Source organism: Luteibacter sp. NPDC031894 (assembly GCF_050273135.1).
In the GTDB taxonomy this organism is placed as follows: Bacteria; Pseudomonadota; Gammaproteobacteria; order Xanthomonadales; family Rhodanobacteraceae; genus Luteibacter.
The window spans coordinates 714,789-732,615 of sequence record NZ_JBNNMV010000001.1 but is presented as its reverse complement, the minus strand read 5'-3'; the positions used below and the strand labels follow the sequence as shown (position 1 = coordinate 732,615).

Sequence of the window (17,827 nt, the reverse complement as noted above, 5' to 3'; positions counted from 1 at the left end):
GCGAGGAGTCCACGATGGTGAACCGACGCGTCTTCCTCCAGCAGGCCGCGCTCGCCATGGCCGTGGCGAGCGCGGGACCCTTGCGGGCTTTCGCGGCGACCGGCGGTGGCGGAAGGCGCTACTACGTCGACAGCGTGACGGGCGACGATGGACACGACGGAAGCACCGCCGCGCGGGCCTGGCGCAGTCTCGACAAGCTCAACCAGGCGCGTTTCGGCCCCGGTGACAGCATTTTCTTCAGGCGTGGCGGCGACTATGCCGGTGTGTTCCAGCCGCGAGGCTCCGGACGCGCGGACGCCGGGATCGTCGTCGACGCGTACGGCGACGGCGCCCCTCCCCACCTGCACGGCGACGGCCGTGCCGCTTCGACGGTGCTGCTGCGCAATGTCGAGTATTGGACGCTGCGCAACCTCGCCATCTCGAACCACGGCGCGCAACCCGCACCGCGCCGGACGGGTATCCACCTGATGCACGAGGACGCGGGCGTGGTCCATGGCATGGTGCTGCAGGGTTTGCACATCCACGACGTGAACGGCTCGGCCGTCAAGAAGGAAGGCGGCGGAAGCGCGATCCGGGTCGAAACAACGGGCAAGGCCCGGCCTACCCGTCACCAGGGCCTCACCATCGCCGACAATACGATCGAGCGCTGTCAGCGCGATGGCATCCTTTTTCTCCGCGCCGGAACCCGCGCCGGCGGACTGGCGACTGGCGTGGTCGTCCGCGGCAACCACCTGCGTGGCGTGCCGGGCGACGGCATCCTGGTCAAGGGGTGCGACGGGGCGCTCGTCGAGCGCAACACGGTGAGTGACTGCGGCGACCTGCCTCGCGGCGAAGCCGCCGCCGGCATATGGCCGTTCGACTGTGACAACACCACGATCCAGTACAACGAGGTGAGCGGCCATCGGGCCCCGGCCGACGGCCAGGCGTTCGACGCCGACTTCCATTGCCGCGGCACCGTCATCCAGTACAACTACAGCCATGACAACATGGGTGGCATGGCCTTGGTGTGCAACGACGGCCGGGATCCCCAGGGCATTGGCAACAGCGGCACCATCGTGCGCTACAACGTCAGCATCAACGACGCCCTGCGCAAGAGCGGCGGCGCCACGCTGCGGATCTCCGGGCCGGTGGACGGTGGCCAGATCTATAACAACATCATCATCATCCCCACCCAGCCCGGTGCCGGAGCCCAGGCGCCTGTCTTCAAGGCGACCAGCTGGACAGGAGTACCGAACGGCATCGCCATACACGACAACATCGTCGTGGCGCCTCGCTCGCCCGGTATCGAGATGGCACTGGCAACGCGCACGCGGCTCGGCGAGAACCGCTTCTATGCGGGTGGCGGCCGCCACGACGATGGAAGCATGCAAGCCGCGGATGCGCAGACACTCGATCGCTTTCGCACCCACCGCCCTTCCCTGGCGGCGGTCAATGCGCTGGTCAAGGCGTGCTTCGCGAACGGCAAGCCTGTCGCGGATGCCATGCAGCGCATCGCGCGACTGACCTGAACTACCGGATCAGTAGCGCGGTTGCAGATGCCAGCGCCAGGCGCTGGCGAGGATATCGTCCAGCACGCCGATACGCGGCTGCCAGCCCAGTCGCTGTCGCGCCTGCATGCTCGATGCAACAAGGGTCGGCGGGTCACCTGGGCGACGCGGCGCCATCGCATGCGGGACCGGCCGACCGGTCACGCGCTGGGCCGCCGCGATGACCTCGCGGACACTGAAGCCCTCACCGTTGCCGAGGTTGAATGTGAAGGCGCCCTCGTTCTCTTCCAGGAATTCAACCGCCAGCAGATGCGCCGAAGCGAGATCGCTCACATGCACGTAGTCGCGCACGCAGGTGCCATCGCGCGTACTGTAATCGTCACCGAATACCTTGAGACCGGGGCCCTCCCCGAGCACCGCGCGTAGCAGGTTCGGAATGAGATGGGTCTCCGGGTGGTGCGACTCCCCGATGGTACCGGTGAGATCCGCCCCGGCGGCGTTGAAATAGCGCAGCGCCACCGAGCGGAGGCCATAGGCACGATAGGCATCGACGAGCACCCGCTCGATCATCAGCTTGCTCTGCCCGTAAGGGTTGATCGGGTCGGTGGGATGCGTCTCGTCGATCGTGTCGCTTTGCGGATTGCCGAACACCGCCGCGGTGGACGAGAAGACGAGTCGCTGGATGCCGGCTTCGCGCATCGCCGCCAGGAGGACCAGCGTATTCGCCACGTTGTTCCGGTAGTACTGGTAGGGATCCACGACGGACTCTCCCACCAGGGAGCGTGCACAGAAGTGCATCACGGCGTCGAACTGGTGCGTGGCGAACAGCCGCCAGAGCGTCACCGCGTCGCCGATGTCGCCGTGAACGAAGGGGACATCGTCGGGCACCGCCTCGCGGTGCCCCGTCGACAGGTCGTCGTAGACAACCACGTCATGCTGGTTCTCCACCAGGTACCGCACCATGTGCGAGCCCACATAGCCCGCACCGCCACAGATGAGAAACTTCAATCGATACCCCGCCAGGAGAGTGAATGGACGTGCCTAACCCGCTTCCTCGACCGGCACCTCCCCCGCGGGCGCGACCGCGGTCGGCGTCTCGCTGTGCACGAATCCCTTGAAGATCGTGAGGAAAATGATGCGCAGGTCGAATGCCAGCGACCAGTGGTTGATGTAATACAGATCGCACTCGATGCGCTTCACGAGGTCGGTATCGCCGCGCCAGCCGTTGATCTGGGCCCAGCCGGTGATACCGGCCTTGACCAGGTGCTTGTGCATGTAACCGGCGATCTCGCCCTTGAACTTCTCAACGAACATGGGCCGCTCCGGACGCGGACCGACGATGGACATGTCGCCGCGCACCACGTTGATGAACTGGGGCAGTTCGTCGAGGCTCGTCTGGCGGATGAAGCGGCCGAAGCGCGTCGTGGTCTTCGCCTGTGCGTTGCCCCATTGCACGGCCTTGTTCTTCTCCATGTCCACCGGCATGGAGCGGAACTTCAGCATCTCGAATTCCTTGCCGTCGAGGCCCACGCGGCGCTGCCGATAGAGCACCGGGCCAGGACTCGAGAGCTTGACGCCGATCGCCAGGGCGAGCATGAGCGGACTGATCATGACCAGGATGGCGGCGGCGATCAGGCGATCCTCGACGGCCTTGAGGATCCACGCGTGACCCATCAGGGGGCTTTCGCGCAGCGTCACCATGGGAATGCCGCCGCAGTCTTCCATGCGCTGGTTGATGAGTTGCCGTCCGAGCAAGTCAGGGACGAACTTCACGGTCATCACCCGCTCTTCCATGCGATCGAGCGCATAGCCGATCGCGCGATGCGCGCTTACGGGCAACGCGACGAGCACTTCGTCCCATTCGCCCTCATCGAGGATTGTGTCGATGTGCAGCAGGGATCCCACGGAAGGAACGCCGCCTGGAACACCCTGGTCATAGCTCGTAGAGACATAACCGGTGATCTTCATGCCCAGGCTGGGCTTCGCCCTCGCCTGCTGCACCATGTGGAGCCCCGACTCGGTCGCACCGATGAGCAGGCAACGGCGCATGCCTATGCCACGGCGACGCAGGTACCACAGCGTGACCACGGCCACTTGGCGGACCGACGCCATCAGCGCAAGGCCGAGGCAGTACGTCAACGTCACCCATCCACGCGAGTACAGCTCGCTTACCTTCAACAGGTACCCGAGCGCGAGCAGCGCGGCGAAGCCCACGGTCCACGATGCGGCGATGCAGCAATATTGCTCGAACGGGCGCTCCGCGAGCGGCTGCTCATAGACCCGGAAAAACATGGAGGCAGCCAGGGTCGCGAGCATGAGGATGACCAGCGCGACCGCGTACAGGCTGCTCATCCTGAGCGTGTCGAAGCGGATGAAATATGCCAGGTAGCCGGCAACGACCGCGCAGATGGGATCGCTGGCACGGATCTCCAGGTCGAGTAACGCATTGAATTTCGACAACTGCATGACAAGTACCTTCTGCCGGAGCGAGAGGAGCCGGTATGGCCGGGCTACCCAGGTACGTGTCCCCACTGTAGGGCCGCGATCGGCTGTCGCGAGACAGCAAGCGGCCCGACACGTTTCAGCCCGCCTCCCCAGCACAAGGGAAGCGACCTGAGAAATGTCGTACTTATCCAGTACGACGGCTCATGCTGCACCGCAGGGAAAACATCGCGCAATCCGCCGACCGAAAATCTGGGAGTGGTGTCACAAAAACAGCTCTCGGCAGCGGGCGTTCAGCTGATTGCCTTGACGGTGGAACATAGTTGGCAGTGAATGCAATCGCACTGCGCGCACATCCATGTGCCCGTTCATGCAGTGCCCATCCTTCCCCTTCCCCGTTTGGAGAATCACAGTGAGACGTCTATTTGTTGCGTGCGTTCTTCTGGCCGTGGCCGCTCCACTATGGGCACAAGCCCAGCGCGCCGCGAATGCGCCGGGCAATACGCCCGACTCACCGCGCAAGCCACAGCTCGCGACGCCGAAACAGGCTCGGCAGGCCGCACAGGGGGCGATCGCGCCCGCCCGTGTGGGCCCAGGCACGGCTGCCATGGCGGCGGCTTCCGGCGCCACCGCGAACGATGCCAACGGCACGGGTAACGACGGCACCGGCGGTACGGGTGGCACGGGCGGCACTGGCGGTACGGGTGGAACCGGCGGTACCGGCGGGACGCACTGAACGACGAAACGGGCGTCTGGCCGTCTAGATGTCCGTTCATATTCCCGCGCTGTTAATGTTGGATCGGTTTAAGTACGTGGATGGCCTGCATTCCAGGCGCATCGCAAAGGATTCGGTACACCCATGAAGTTCCTGCCGACTCTCGGGCTGGCCGGGTGCTGTCTGTTACTGCAAGCATGCATCCTGGCACCCGGCCAGCACATGAAAACCGGCGAGTTGAACGACAAGGAAAGCGCGACTGGCAGCCGCTACCAACTGGTCCCCATCACTCCCAAGCTGATCGCCATGGACCGCGCCAGTGCCTCGGTACCCGGCGTGGATCCCGCGCTGACCGCCTATAAACCCGACTCCTATCGCGTCGGGTCCGGCGATTCGCTTTACATCACGGTGTGGGAGCATCCGGAGCTCACGTCTCCCGCGGGCTCGCAACAACAGACCGCCGCGAACGGCCGCCTCGTGCGTCCGGACGGCACCTTGTTCTATCCCTATGTCGGTCTCTTGCACGCGTCCGGCCTCACGGTCGAAGAGCTGCGCATGGCGATCACCGATCGGCTGACGAAGTATGTCGAGAAGCCCCAGGTCGACATCAGCATCGTCAGCTATGGCAGCCAGAAGGTCACCCTCAGCGGCGCCTTCGTGAAGACGGACCCGCAGGACATCACCCTCACGCCACTGACGCTCGGGCAGGCCATCGGGTCGGCGGGTGTCAACGCGCAACTGGCCGATCTCTCGAACGTCGTCCTGCGTCGCGACAACCGCGAGTACCACCTTGATCTCGACGCGCTGTCGCGCTCGCAGCAGTCGGGTCAGGACATCTACCTGAAGGGTGGCGACAGCATCTACCTGCCCTATAACGACCGCCACGAAGCGTACGTGATCGGCGAGGTGCTGCGTCCCCAGGCGATCACCTTCAAGACCAGCGACCTCAGCCTCACGCAGGCGCTCGGGCGTGCGGGCGGGCTCAACCAGACCAGCGCGCGCGGCAAGTCGGTCTATGTCATCCGCGGCGTCGAAGACCTTGAGAAGGCACCGGCAACGATCTACCAGCTCGACGGCACGTCGCCATCAGCCTTCGCCGTGGCCGCGCAGTTCTCGGTCAAGCCCGGCGACGTCGTCTTCGTCGGGCCCGCCGGCATCACTCGCTGGAACCGCTTCATCAGCCAGCTGCTGCCGCTTTCAGGGCTGATCAGCAACGCGGCCAACGCGCAATACAACCTGGATCGCGACCGCCAGCTCTGACCGCGGTGCTCCACCTTCCAAGCAATCACTACGGGCGACAGAGATGAAGGTCACGATATTCGGCACCGGCTATGTGGGTCTGGTCACCGGTGCATGCCTTGCGGAAATGGGCAACCACGTCGTTTGCGTGGATGTCGACGAGGCGAAGGTCGACGGCCTCCGGCGGGGTGTCGTGCCCATCTTCGAACCGGGGCTCGAACCCATCGTGAAGCGCAACCACGCTTCGGGCCGCCTCGACTTCACCACGGATCCGGCGCCGGCGATCGCGCACGGCGAACTGATCTTCATCGCCGTGGGTACGCCGCCCGACGAGGATGGCAGCGCCGACATGAAGTACGTGCTGAGCGTGGCGCGCACCATTGGCGAGCACCTCGATGGCTATGCGGTGATCGTGAACAAGTCCACCGTCCCGGTAGGTACCGCCGATCGCGTGCGCGGGGCGGTGAACGAGGTGCTGGTACAGCGCGGTGCGGCTGCCGATTTCGACGTCGTCTCCAATCCGGAGTTCCTGAAGGAAGGCGACGCGGTCGAGGACTGCCTGCGACCGGACCGCATCGTTGTCGGTGCGTCCAGTCCGAGGGCGATCGGCGTGCTACGCAAGCTCTATGCGCCCTTCAACCGCAACCACGATCGCATGGTGGTGATGGACGAGCGTTCAGCCGAACTGACCAAATACGCCGCCAACGCGATGTTGGCGACGAAGATCAGTTTCATGAACGAGATCGCGAACATCGCCGAGCGCGTCGGTGCCGACGTGGAACTCGTGCGCCAGGGCATCGGCGCGGATCCGCGCATCGGCTACCACTTCATCTATCCCGGCGTCGGCTACGGCGGCTCGTGCTTCCCGAAGGACGTCCAGGCCCTGGAGCGGATTGCCCGTGGCCACGACTACGACGCGCGATTGCTCGCGATGGTCGAAGCCGTCAACGCCGATCAGAAGACCCGCCTGTTTACCCAGATCCAGCGCTACTTCGAGGGCGATCTCGCCGGCAAGACCGTGGCGCTATGGGGCCTGGCGTTCAAGCCGAACACCGACGACATGCGCGAGGCCCCGAGCCGACGCCTCATGGAAGCACTGTGGGACGCCGGCGCGCGGGTACGCGCGTACGATCCCGAGGCCCGGGCGGAAACCTCGCGCATTTATGGCGAGCGCGACGACCTGCAACTCTGTGACAGCCCGTACGCCGCGCTGGAAGGGGCCGACGTGCTCGCCCTCGTGACGGAATGGAAGGCCTTCCGCAGCCCGGACTTCGCCCGCATCAGGGCCACGCTCGGCAGCCCGGCCCTCTTCGACGGTCGCAATCTTTACGATCCCGTTGCCGTCGAGGATGCAGGCATCGCTTATTACGGCATTGGACGCGGCCGATCCCTGCAACGCTGACGACCATGTCCATGCGCCTGGTCCCGCGGTCCATCCTCGCCGGCAGCCTTGGCCTGGTGTTCGCCTCGCTCGCCGCATGCTCGTCGGTATCGCGCGGCAGCCTCGAGGCAGTGCGCCTGGCGATGCGGAGGGAAAGCGTTCATCCAACCGCGGCATCGGTGGCCGAGACCCCCTACTTCCAGTTGCAGGCCAACGGTCCGGATGGCGAGGCAATCCTCGTGCTCGCCCGTGTGGAGAACGGCGTGCTCGGGTGGTATGGAACGGGGCACGATATCGTCTTCACGCGGGACGGTGTGGTAGTGAAGACGGTCGGCCTTCCGCAGAACCTCGACGGGTCGGCGATCCAGGGCACCGATCCGTTCCGCGATGGACTGCAGCACCTCACGGGGCCGCTCGAGTACGCGCGGCGCGTGGACTGGTCCCCCGGCTATCGCTACGGTGTGGTCCTGAAGGCACGTCTCGAACCGAAGGCGCTGGAAGACGTCGAGATATTGGGCACCGTGCACCACCTGCGGCGCATCGACGAACACGTGTCCGCGCCCGCGCTCGGGTTGAGCCTGACCAACCGCTACTGGATCGATCCCTCCGATGGGTTCATCTGGAAGAGCCGGCAGTACGTCGCCCCGGGACTGCCGCTCGAACTCATCCAGTTGCAGCCCTACCGCGAGGCGTCTTCGTGAGGCTGTGGGTAGGAGCGTGTGCATGGCTCCTCGCCTTGCCGGCCGTGACGGCCGTCGCGCAGGCGCCAGACACGCTGACCGTCACGACCGAAGGTGCCGTCGGCAAACCCGGCGCCGCGACCTACCCGGCCGATGCGCGGCTGTCGACCGTCGGTCTCGCTAGCCAGGTGGACCCGGACGCCTACCTCCTTGCTGCCGCATGGCTACAGCCAGCGTTGCAACGGGAACAGCTGCGCTTGCGCGCGGGCATCGTGTACGAGCTCGGCGCCATCCGCCTCAAGGCGCTCGGTGCCGGCGACATGAATCTCGCCAGCACGGCGGCGGACTTCCAGGCGTGGCTTTCGAACCTTCCCGTCACGGGTCGGCGCGTTGGCGTGTCGCTGGACCCCGCGCGGCTCGAGGTCACCCCGGCCGACGATCGGCCCGTGCACGACGGCGACACTCTGTTCTTCCCGTCGCGCCCGGCAGGGATCCGGGTCGTGGGAGCCGTCGAAAAGGCATGCCGTCTGCCGCAGGTGCCCATGCAGGACGCACGGCGTTACCTCGCGGCCTGCCCCGCGTCCGCCGAGGCGGACGCGGATGCCATCTACGTCGTCCAGCCCGACGGAGCGGTGTTCGAGCAGCGCATCGCCGCATGGAACCGCGACGCGCCTCGCCCGCTGGCGCCGGGCGCGTGGATCTACGTCCCCTTTGCCCGGCATGCCATCGCCGACGCCGCCGACGACGCCTTCAACCGCGACGTCGCGGATTTCCTCGCCACGCAGGTGCTGAGCGAATCGGGGTGGCGCTGATGCGCCGGCCCGTCATGCGCGGCTGCTGCCGCACCGCGTTCGCGCTGTTCGCTGGAGGCAGTGCTGTCGCGCACGCGCAGGAGGCTTTCACGCAGAGCGACTTCGGCGGCGTGGGCCTGTTGCAGACACCGACCGCACGGATGGCACGCGAGGGCGAATTCAGCTTCGTACTCAGCCGCACCACGCCGTATACGAACTACAACGTGTCCATGCAGCCCTTGCCGTGGCTGGAAGGTTCGTTCCGCTACACCAACGTCAGCAACCGGCTTTACGGCCCCCGTTCCCTCAGCGGTAGCCAGACGTACAAGGACAAGTCCATCGACGCCAAGGTGCGCCTCTGGGAGGAAAGCCGTTGGCTTCCCGCGGTGGCGATCGGCGCGCGCGACATCGGCGGCACCGGCCTGTTCTCCAGCGAATACGTCGTCACCAGCAAGCGCGCAGGCCGGTTCGACTTCAGCCTCGGCCTCGCCTGGGGCTATATGGGTGCGCGCGGCGATATCGCGAACCCGCTCGACGTCCTCGACGACCGCTTCCGGACGCGGCCCACGGGTGGCACCGGCACCGGTAAGTTCAGCACCAACAAGTTCCTGCGCGGGCGTCCCGGCTTCTTCGGCGGCGTGGAGTATCGCTCCCTCTGGGAGTGGCTATTGTTGAAAGCCGAGTTGGATGGCAACGACTACAAGCACCAGCCGCAAAACAACAACCAGCCGCAGCGCTGGCCCGTCAACCTGGGGGCGGTTTTCCGTCTCAACCGTAACGTCGACCTCACGGTGGGTTACGAACGTGGCGAGATCGTCACCGCGGCCCTGAACCTGCACAGCAACCTCGCGACGCATGTCGACCCGCCCAAGAACTTCGACCCGAAACCGGAACCGGTCGCCGTCGAGCAGGTGGACGCGACCGTGAAGCCGGCGGACCGACGCCCACCGGAACAGGTCGACTGGCCGGCGGTCGCCAGGAACCTGCACGACAACGCCGGCATCGACGTCACGCGCATCGGCAGGCGCGGCCAGGAACTGGTCGTGCACGGCGAGCAGCAGCGGTTTTTTTATCCCGCCGAGGGGGTCGGCCGCGCGACGCGCATCGTGGACAACCGCGTGGACGACAGCATCGGCTGGTTGACCGTGGCGAGCGAACGCAGTGGCCTGCCCACCGTGGAGACCAGCGTGCACCGGCCCCGCTTCATCGAACTGCTCGACCATCGGCTCGACCTCGCGGATTTTCGTCGTAGCGTGGAGCAGGACCCCGTCACCGCGCGCGACGAGGAGGTGCTGTATCGCGCGCCGCTCAAGCGCTTCACGGGCGGTGTATCCCTCGGTTATCAGCAAAACCTCGGAGGGCCGGATGCCTTCGTGCTGTACCAGGTGTATGGCGCGGCGTCGGGCACGTTCAATTTCAGTCGCAACCTCTGGCTCGATGGCGTGCTGGCGGTAAACGTCGCGAACAACTACGACAAGTTCAAGTACGACGCGCCGAGCAACCTGCCCCGGGTTCGCACCAATCTGCGCCAGTACCTCACCGGTTCGGACGTGACCTTGCCGAACGTCCAGCTCACGGGTACGCGCCGTCTCGGCCAGGACCTCTACGGCCTCGCCTATGCGGGCATGTTGGAAAGCATGTACGGCGGCGCCGGCGGCGAAATTCTCTATCGACCGTTCGGAGAGCGCTGGGCCGTGGGCGCGGACATCAACTGGGTGAAACAGCGCGGCTTCGACCAGGATTTTTCCCTGCGCCGCTACCATGTGATCACCGGCCAGGCCACCGGGTATTTCGAAACAGGTTTCCACGACGTGACGATCGCCGTGAGCGTGGGCCGTTACCTGGCCGGCGACTGGGGCAGCACGGTGGACGTTTCCCGCGAATTCGCCAACGGCGCGCGCATGGGCGCGTATGCCACGATCACCAACAAGTCAGGCAGCGCCGGCTACGGCGAAGGCAGTTTCGACAAGGGCATCTACGTCTCCATTCCCTTCGACATGCTGCTGCCGCATTCCTCGCGGAGCCGTGCCACCCTGCTCTGGCAGCCGCTGATCCGCGACGGTGGTGCGCGGCTCAACAAGCGCTACACGCTGTACACGCTGACCAACGACCTCGACGGCGACCTGTTCGACAAGAACCTGGAGAAGATCCGCGACTAACCCGTTTTACAGATAGCGCAACCAGCTGCCCACGCCCTGCTCGATGAGCGAATAGGCCTGTTCGTACGCTGGTCGCCGCTGGCGGAAAGGGTCCGGGATATCGCGACCGCCCACCCACTTGTCCAGGAGGAACACCTTGCCACTGGCTTCCGGCGCCATGCGGCGAATCGCGTCGACGTGGCTTTTTTCCATGGCAAGGACGAGGTCGGACTCGCGCAGCAGCGTCGCATCCAGCTGCCGGGCGATGTGGGCGCCACCGTCGACGCCGTTCTCGAGCAACAACGCCAGGGCCGTCTCGTCCATGGGATGTCCGGCCACGGCGGCGATGCCGGCACTCGACACCGTGGCGGCATGGCCCGGCCCAAGGCGGTCGCGAAGCAGGTATTCGGCCGTGGGGCTTCGACAGATGTTGCCCACGCAGGCGATCAGGATTCGTTGGAACATGGTATGGCGATAATAGAGGAATGAACCCCGTGACGACATGGATGGCGATCACCGCCCTGGGCGACAGCGCGCTGCTGTTGCCGATGATCGCGTGGATGGCGATCTGCCTCCTGCTGCCTCCGGCCCGTCGACGCGGCGCGTGGCGGTGGCTGATCGCCGCCATCGCGTGTGGCGGAACGGTGATGCTCTCCAAGCTGCTGTTCATGGCGTGGGGCGTGCGGCCGCCCGGCCTCGACTACACCGGGTTCAGCGGTCACACGGCGCTCGCCATCCTCGTATGGCCGGCGCTGGGGGCGCTTCTGACAGACGGCCGTAGCCGATGGCTGCGTGTGCTGGCGATCGGCCTCGGGGCGGCCCTTGGCCTGGCCGTCGCCATCTCCCGGCTCGCCCTGCGTTTTCACACCCCGTCCGAAGTACTGCTAGGCGCCGCCCTGGGTACAGCTATCGTCGTGTGGTTCGTACGCGAGCCGACGTCGCCCGAAACGTCACAGGACGATCCACGAACCCGGCGCAGCGTCATGCTTGGCCTCGGTGCGCTGATGATCCTCGTGGCCTGCTATGGCCGTGTCTTTCCTTCGCAGCACCTGCTCCAGGACATCGCGGTCTGGTTGAGCGGCCACGACGGCGCATACGCCCGGTCGGACAGGACGGACTAGCGACGGGCGGCCTCCGCCGTTTATCGCGTGTTGCGCAAAGACGTCAGGACAAGGTTCGGCACGGGCAAGGTCGGTATGCGATCGAGTGGCACGTGCACCGCCTGGGGGCGGACCGTCCAGGTCGCATCTTGCAGGAGCACGCCGAGCAGCGACACGAGGATGGCGATGGTCGCCGGCTCGCCTGCGCAGCGATGACTATCCAGATACTCCCCACTGCCCTGCGCGACGATGTTCTCGTGCGCGTCCGGCCGGACGAGGAACCGAAGCGGATCGAAATGATCGGGCTTCGGCCATGCGCGGGGATCGTGGTTCGTACCGTAGAGATCGAGGATCACCCAGTCGTCCCGGTCGAAGACGATATCGCGCCAGCGGAAGGCCTCCATGGCCCTCCCACCGACGGCGGGAAAGAAGGGATAGAAGCGTCGGACCTCCTGGACGAACGCTTGCATTTCGCCCTGGTCCGCGAAACGCAGACGCTCCCGCCAGCGAGGATGGTCGTGCAACGCGAGGAGCGAGAATGTCGCGAACCGGGCGATCGCGAGAATGGGCCGGACGAGGTTCACGAGTTCCACGGCCGCGCTGCGTGCGTCGATCAGGCGCCCGTCGCCGTCGACGTGCCAGGCAACGGTATCCAATGGAGACTTCGGACGTGCCGGGCGAGGCTGCTCGCGCGTGCGCCTGACTTCCCGGCGCAACCACCGTTCGGTCCGCCATCGCCGTGCCAGCCCGCGTAGCGCCCAGGACGGGCGGGTTCCCGCGCCCTCGACCATCGCGCGAAATTCATCCACCCGGCGATCCTTGTCATGATCCGGCACATCGAGTCCGAGCCATGCCATCGCGGCACGACCGAGCACCTGTTCCATCTCGGCCTGCACGACGACAGCCTCGCCAGGTACCCACGCGTGCATGCGTTGCCCCAGGACTTGCGTGACCGTTGCCAACAGCGCCTCGAGCGAGGGCGCGAGAAGGAGGCCCATGAACATCTGCTTTCGCGCGCGATGCGCCGTTCCCTCCAGCTGCTGCACGCTTCCCTTGTCGGTGAGCAGTCGCAGCGCTGTGGGCGGCATCGCCTTGCGCCGATGGAAGCGCCCTGGCGTATAGAACATGCGCGCGGCATCCACCCCGGTGAGGCAAGTGACCTTCTTCATCATCAGTCGCGTACGGAAGGCATCGCTTCCGAGTTCGCGGCAGCGGCAGAAGGTCGGAGCTACTGTCGAAGGAACGCGTGTGCGGTAGTCCGGTCATGGCCAATCCGTGATGAGGGGACGGTCAGACCTTCGCCCCTGACCCGTGCAGGACATGCGGGCGGGCGAAAGCCACCGCTTCACATCGCTGACCGGACGACCCGGTCGTATACTGCCCCGGCAGTGGAGGACTGACATGGCAACCGTGCTCTCGGTCAATGTGGGCCTGCCGCGGGAGGTGGACTGGGAAGGCCGCGTCGTGCGCACGGGTATTTTCAAGTCGCCCGTGCCAGGCCGCGTCATGGCCCGCACGCTCAACATCGACGGCGACGGCCAGGCCGACACCGCCGGCCACGGCGGCCCCAATCGCGCCGTGATGGTCTACCAGGCCGACTCCTATCGATACTGGGAGGCCTTCCTCGGCCGGCCGACGCTGGAATACGGCAGCTTCGGTGAAAACCTGACCATCGACGGCCTGCCGGATGCCGAAGTCCGTATCGGTGACCGCTATCGGATCGGCGGCGCCGTCTTCGAAGTCACCCAGCCTCGCGTCACGTGCTATCGCGTCGGCATTCGCATGCGCCAGCCACAGATGGCCTCGCTGCTCGTCGCGCACCACCGCCCGGGATTTTACTTTCGTGTCATCGAGGAAGGAGAGATCGGCGCGGGCGACATGATCGAGCGCATCGCGCAGGGACCCGAAGATCTCACAGTCGCCGACGTGGACGCCCTGCTCTACCTACCCGGCCATGCGCGCGACACGCTCGAGCGCGCGCTGCGGATTCCCGCGCTGAGCCCTGGCTGGAGACAGTCGTTCGCGCAGATGCTCGACGAGGAAGGACGTCCAGCGGCCGCCGCGCGTCCTGCGCTCGCCTGGACCGGTTATCGCGACCTGGTCGTGGAGAGCATCCACAAGGAAAGCGACACGGTGCGATCGTTCGTACTCACCCCTGCCGACAGCTCGCCGCTGCCACCACCCCTCCCCGGGCAGTACCTCCCGCTCAGGATCGACCGGGGGACCGATGCCCCACCGCTACTGCGCAGCTACTCGATCTCGGGTTACGTTCCAGGGCGAAGCTATCGCATCAGTGTCAAACGCGCGGAAGGCGAAGGAAGCCGCTTCCTCCACGACCATGTCGCCGCGGGCCAGCGCATGGAGGCGGGTGCGCCGCGCGGCGACTTCACGGTGTCGACGAATAGCTCGCCCGTGATCCTCGTAAGCGCGGGCATCGGTATCACGCCGCTCCTGGCGATGCTGGGAGCGCTTTCGGGGGAACCGTCCCCGCGCACGGTGTGGTGGATCCATTGCGCACGCCGGGGAAGCGAGGACGTGTTCACCGGCGAGGTACGCGCGGCGCTCGCGAAGCTGCCCGGTTCGCGCGCCATCGTCTTTTACAGTCGTCCCGCCGAGAGCGACGTGGCCGGTCGCGACTACGACGTCGCGGGGAGGATCGACCGGGAGCGGCTGGAAGGCCTGGGCCTGCCGCCCGGTGCGCACTACTACCTCTGCGGGCCCGATGCCTTCATGCGCCAGGTGCTCACCGACCTCAAGGACATCGGTGTCGCCGACGACCACGTGCACAGCGAGGCCTTCGGGCCGGAGTCATCCATCACGCCCGGCATCACCGGTGCCGGCACGCGGGCGCCGCATCTGCCAGCGACGCCGGGGTCCGGCCCCATCGTGACCTTCGGGCGCAGTGGCTTGAGCGTGCCATGGGATCGTCGTTACGCCTCGCTGCTGGAACTTGCGGAGGCATGCGACGTATCGGTGCGCTGGTCGTGCCGCACGGGCGTGTGCCACACGTGCCAATGCGGCCTGGTGGACGGCTCGGTCGCCTATGCGCCGGATCCGCTCACGCCACCGGCGGCCGGCGATGTGCTCATTTGCTGCTCGGTGCCTCGCGGGCCGGTGTCGCTCGACCTGTAGCGGCTTCACGATAACGTGACGAACGGCGGCTTGCCGGGGACGAACGAGGTTGCTAGGTTCGACCGAGGTGAGCCGGTCACCGTCGCCAGCGAGCATCCATGCCTGAAGCAGCACAGTATCGTTCCGCGCGGCTGGTCCGCATGGTCGGTGGTGTGCTGGCGTTGATCCTCGGCGTCGGGCTCGCCTTCGTGCTCAGGACCGACTACGACCGTCGCGTCGAATCGGCACGGTTGCAGAACCAAGCCTTCGCCGAGAGCGGCCAGCGCCTGCTGAACCTGCAGCTACGCAACCTGCAGAGGGCGATGGAAGGGGTCGCGAGCGACAGCAGCCAGCTGCTCGCCTCCGTGCCTGTCCGGGCACCGGAGCTCATTTCCGAAAACATGGCCGGTGTCGCCAGTCGGCGGAAGGGCGAGATCGCGGATCTCTTGCTGGTGGATGCAAAGGGCGACCCGATCACCAAGGGCGATGGCGATCCGACGCTTCCGACCTGGGTGAGCGATCTCCGGAACAAGGCCACGCTTCGCCTGGGTCCCCTGGAGTCCAGGCAGGGAGAGTGGGTCCTCCCGATGGCCGTGCCGGCCGGCGCCGATCGCTGGGTGCTCGCACGGTTGAAGCAGGCCCAGCTGCAGGACATCGCCGAACACCTCCGCTCGGGCCACCGCGGCGCCGCCGCGATCACCGACCGCTACGGGAAGATCATCGCGCGTTCCGGCAACGCGCCCGGTGTCGTCGGCGATTCGGTCGACAACCTCTTCGAACCCTTCGATCCCGGCACCGACCGTCGCGTTAGCCGAATCGACGGCATCGATCGCATGGTCGCGGTGAACGGCCCCGGAGACTACCCGTTCTGGGTAGGCGTGGGGGTCGCGGCCGGAAGCATTCTCGGGCCATGGTATCGCTTCGCATTCGCCAGTTCGCTGCTTTACCTGGTGTACTGCGTCGGCTTCCTTTACCTGTACCGGCGCTTGGTGGCCGGCGAGCGGACACAGCTCCAGGTGATGTCGGAACGCCTGCGCATCCAGGCGCAACTCGCGCAAGCCGAGCAGCGATTTCGCATGACCTTCGACAAGAACCCTGTGCCGTTCTGGGTGTTCGACACCAAGACCCTCGCCTTCCTCGAAGTAAACGAAGCCGCCGTCCGCAACTACGGGTATTCGCGCGAGGAATTCCTGTCGATGCGGATCACGGACATCCGGTCGACCCAGGACGCCGCCACGGTGGAACGACTCCTGGCGTCGCCTTTTCCGCCCGACGATATCGATCCCCACAAGGTGTGGGTGCATCGCCGCAAGGACGGCAGCACGCTGGACGTGAAGGTCCACGCCGCGACCATCGACTTCGCGGGGCACGAAGGCCGGCTCGTGCTTGCCGAAGACGTGACCGAGCGACTGCGTTCCGAGCGCGCCCTCACCTATCGCGCCACCCACGACGTCGCCACGGGCCTGCCGAATACCGAGTCCCTGGTGGAGTACCTCGACCACGGTCTCGGCGAGGACGCGTGGTACGAAGTCATCTATATCCACCTCAGGGGCATGGACCGCGTGAGCGACACCTTCGGCCTCGAGGTGGGGCGCAAGGTCCTGCGCCAGGTCGCCGCGCGCTTCAGCGCCATCGGCAGTTCGTACGGCATGGTCGCGCACCGCCCTGGCGAACGCTTCATGGTGGCCATCAGCGACCCGGCGCACCGCGACGATATCGTCGCCAAGCTGTTGGCGGCGGTGAGCGAGCCGGTCGCCGTGAACGACACCTTCCATACGTTGGACCCACAACTCGGTACCGCCTCGCATCCTGTCGACGGCCGGCGTGCCGGCCAGGTCATCGCCGGCGCGGCCCTGGCCGCGCATGCCCGCAGCAGCGACGCCAATCCGCTCCAGGTCTTCGAACCGGCGATGGCGAGGCGCTCCGTCGAGCGCCTGACGATGGCGTCGCGCATGAGGCAGGCGATCGAATCGGGCGAGCTGGTGATGTATTTCCAGCCCATCGTGCAGGCTGCCAGCGGCGCGGTATGCAAGCTGGAAGCCCTGGTCCGCTGGCCCCAGCCCGATGGCACGTTCATCCCTCCCGGCGTCTTCATCCCCCTGTGTGAAGAGACGGGGCTCATCCTGCCCCTGGGCCAATGGACCCTCGACGCCGCGGCACGCGCCTGCCTGGCGCTCGCCGCGGCGGGATACAAAGCATTGCCAGTCGCCGTCAATGTGTCCGCCGTACAGTTCCAACGCGGCGATGTGGCCGCCCAGGTGCGTGACGCCACGGTCGCCCACGGATTGCCGACCGACTCCCTTCAGGTCGAACTGACGGAAAGCAGCCTGATGGAGCAGCAGCGTGCCGTGCCGGCCCTGCAAGCCCTGCGGGTGCAGGGAACGCACGTGTCGCTGGACGATTTCGGCACCGGCTTCTCGAGCATGGCCTACCTCCGCGACCTGCCCATCGACTCGCTGAAGATCGACCGGTCCTTCGTGGTCGACGTCGATACGGACGAGCGGGCGGCCTCGATATGCCGCTCCATCATCGCCCTCGCCCATACGCTGGACATGGCCGTGGTCGCCGAGGGCGTCGAGCGCGATGGTCAGTACGCCTGGCTGCGCGAGAACGGCTGTGACCAGATCCAGGGTTACCACGTGGTCGCGCCGATGCCGCTCGCCGACCTGCTCGGTTATCTCGTCGCCAGGCAGCCGGCCCCACGCGCGGCCATGGACTCGTAGCCGATTGTCGAATCGAACGC

14 protein-coding genes are annotated in these 17,827 nt (G+C 66.2%); 10 read left to right on the top strand and 4 right to left on the bottom strand.

The window, feature by feature from the left end; translation table 11 throughout:
• Window positions 1-14 precede the first annotated feature (14 nt).
• Window positions 15-1,508 carry a right-handed parallel beta-helix repeat-containing protein gene (locus tag ACQKIE_RS03515; protein WP_427455823.1) on the top strand — a complete coding sequence of 498 codons (1,494 nt, stop codon included), beginning with the start codon at window positions 15-17 and terminating at the stop codon, window positions 1,506-1,508.
• A 9-nt stretch (window positions 1,509-1,517) separates the two neighbouring features.
• On the opposite strand, the gene galE is transcribed toward ACQKIE_RS03515, so the two are convergent.
• Both galE and ACQKIE_RS03505 read right to left on the bottom strand, forming a co-directional pair.
• The gene (galE, locus tag ACQKIE_RS03510) at window positions 1,518-2,495 is read right to left on the bottom strand and encodes a UDP-glucose 4-epimerase GalE (RefSeq protein ID WP_427455821.1); all 978 of its coding nucleotides are present in this window, start codon (window positions 2,493-2,495) and stop codon (window positions 1,518-1,520) included.
• Window positions 2,496-2,528: 33 nt separating this feature from the next.
• Window positions 2,529-3,953 carry an undecaprenyl-phosphate glucose phosphotransferase gene (locus ACQKIE_RS03505; protein ID WP_427455819.1) on the bottom strand — a complete coding sequence of 475 codons (1,425 nt, stop codon included), beginning with the start codon at window positions 3,951-3,953 and terminating at the stop codon, window positions 2,529-2,531.
• Window positions 3,954-4,377: 424 nt separating this feature from the next.
• On the opposite strand from ACQKIE_RS03505, the gene ACQKIE_RS03500 reads away from it, so the two are divergent.
• The 6 genes from ACQKIE_RS03500 to ACQKIE_RS03475 all read left to right on the top strand — a co-directional run bounded on the left by ACQKIE_RS03500 (window position 4,378) and on the right by ACQKIE_RS03475 (window position 10,894).
• Window positions 4,378-4,665, top strand: coding sequence for a hypothetical protein (locus tag ACQKIE_RS03500; protein ID WP_427455817.1), 288 nt, complete (start codon window positions 4,378-4,380; stop codon window positions 4,663-4,665).
• Window positions 4,666-4,788: 123 nt separating this feature from the next.
• Window positions 4,789-5,904 carry a polysaccharide biosynthesis/export family protein gene (locus tag ACQKIE_RS03495; protein ID WP_427455815.1) on the top strand — a complete coding sequence of 372 codons (1,116 nt, stop codon included), beginning with the start codon at window positions 4,789-4,791 and terminating at the stop codon, window positions 5,902-5,904.
• Window positions 5,905-5,947: 43 nt separating this feature from the next.
• The gene (locus tag ACQKIE_RS03490; RefSeq protein ID WP_427455813.1) at window positions 5,948-7,285 is read left to right on the top strand and encodes a UDP-glucose dehydrogenase family protein; all 1,338 of its coding nucleotides are present in this window, start codon (window positions 5,948-5,950) and stop codon (window positions 7,283-7,285) included.
• A 5-nt stretch (window positions 7,286-7,290) separates the two neighbouring features.
• Entirely contained in the window at window positions 7,291-7,965 is a 675-nt protein-coding gene (locus tag ACQKIE_RS03485) for a YjbF family lipoprotein (protein WP_427455811.1), read from the top strand.
• Entirely contained in the window at window positions 7,962-8,756 is a 795-nt protein-coding gene (locus ACQKIE_RS03480) for a capsule biosynthesis GfcC family protein (RefSeq protein WP_427455808.1), read from the top strand. Before ACQKIE_RS03485 ends, ACQKIE_RS03480 begins: the two co-directional genes overlap by 4 nt.
• Window positions 8,756-10,894: a YjbH domain-containing protein gene (locus ACQKIE_RS03475; RefSeq protein WP_427455806.1), complete on the top strand. Its 2,139-nt coding sequence runs from the start codon at window positions 8,756-8,758 to the stop codon at window positions 10,892-10,894. Before ACQKIE_RS03480 ends, ACQKIE_RS03475 begins: the two co-directional genes overlap by 1 nt.
• 6 nt (window positions 10,895-10,900) lie before the next feature.
• Here the strand turns inward: ACQKIE_RS03475 and ACQKIE_RS03470 are convergent, their stop codons facing one another.
• Window positions 10,901-11,338, bottom strand: coding sequence for a low molecular weight protein-tyrosine-phosphatase (locus tag ACQKIE_RS03470; protein WP_427455804.1), 438 nt, complete (start codon window positions 11,336-11,338; stop codon window positions 10,901-10,903).
• Window positions 11,339-11,367: 29 nt separating this feature from the next.
• Between ACQKIE_RS03470 and ACQKIE_RS03465 the strand changes: the two genes are divergently transcribed.
• Window positions 11,368-11,994, top strand: a complete 627-nt coding sequence (locus ACQKIE_RS03465; RefSeq protein WP_427455802.1) for a phosphatase PAP2 family protein — start codon at window positions 11,368-11,370, stop codon at window positions 11,992-11,994.
• Window positions 11,995-12,014: 20 nt separating this feature from the next.
• On the opposite strand, the gene ACQKIE_RS03460 is transcribed toward ACQKIE_RS03465, so the two are convergent.
• Window positions 12,015-13,142, bottom strand: a complete 1,128-nt coding sequence (locus ACQKIE_RS03460) for a cytochrome P450 (RefSeq protein WP_427455800.1) — start codon at window positions 13,140-13,142, stop codon at window positions 12,015-12,017.
• Between the two features lie 232 nt (window positions 13,143-13,374).
• Between ACQKIE_RS03460 and ACQKIE_RS03455 the strand changes: the two genes are divergently transcribed.
• Together ACQKIE_RS03455 and ACQKIE_RS03450 are read left to right on the top strand one after the other, a co-directional pair.
• Window positions 13,375-15,105: an MOSC domain-containing protein gene (locus ACQKIE_RS03455; RefSeq protein ID WP_427455798.1), complete on the top strand. Its 1,731-nt coding sequence runs from the start codon at window positions 13,375-13,377 to the stop codon at window positions 15,103-15,105.
• Between the two features lie 98 nt (window positions 15,106-15,203).
• The gene (locus ACQKIE_RS03450; protein WP_427455796.1) at window positions 15,204-17,807 is read left to right on the top strand and encodes a putative bifunctional diguanylate cyclase/phosphodiesterase; all 2,604 of its coding nucleotides are present in this window, start codon (window positions 15,204-15,206) and stop codon (window positions 17,805-17,807) included.
• The last annotated feature ends 20 nt before the right edge of the window (window positions 17,808-17,827 follow it).

Coding starts and splice junctions, on each gene's coding strand:
- ACQKIE_RS03490 (WP_427455813.1), top strand. CDS start 5,948: ATGAAGGTCACGATATTCGGCACCGGCTATGTGGGTCTGGTCACCGGT.
- ACQKIE_RS03455 (WP_427455798.1), top strand. CDS start 13,375: ATGGCAACCGTGCTCTCGGTCAATGTGGGCCTGCCGCGGGAGGTGGAC.
- ACQKIE_RS03475 (WP_427455806.1), top strand. CDS start 8,756: ATGCGCCGGCCCGTCATGCGCGGCTGCTGCCGCACCGCGTTCGCGCTG.
- ACQKIE_RS03505 (WP_427455819.1), bottom strand. CDS start 3,953: ATGCAGTTGTCGAAATTCAATGCGTTACTCGACCTGGAGATCCGTGCC.
- ACQKIE_RS03450 (WP_427455796.1), top strand. CDS start 15,204: ATGCCTGAAGCAGCACAGTATCGTTCCGCGCGGCTGGTCCGCATGGTC.
- ACQKIE_RS03515 (WP_427455823.1), top strand. CDS start 15: ATGGTGAACCGACGCGTCTTCCTCCAGCAGGCCGCGCTCGCCATGGCC.
- ACQKIE_RS03460 (WP_427455800.1), bottom strand. CDS start 13,142: ATGAAGAAGGTCACTTGCCTCACCGGGGTGGATGCCGCGCGCATGTTC.
- ACQKIE_RS03485 (WP_427455811.1), top strand. CDS start 7,291: ATGTCCATGCGCCTGGTCCCGCGGTCCATCCTCGCCGGCAGCCTTGGC.
- ACQKIE_RS03495 (WP_427455815.1), top strand. CDS start 4,789: ATGAAGTTCCTGCCGACTCTCGGGCTGGCCGGGTGCTGTCTGTTACTG.
- ACQKIE_RS03470 (WP_427455804.1), bottom strand. CDS start 11,338: ATGTTCCAACGAATCCTGATCGCCTGCGTGGGCAACATCTGTCGAAGC.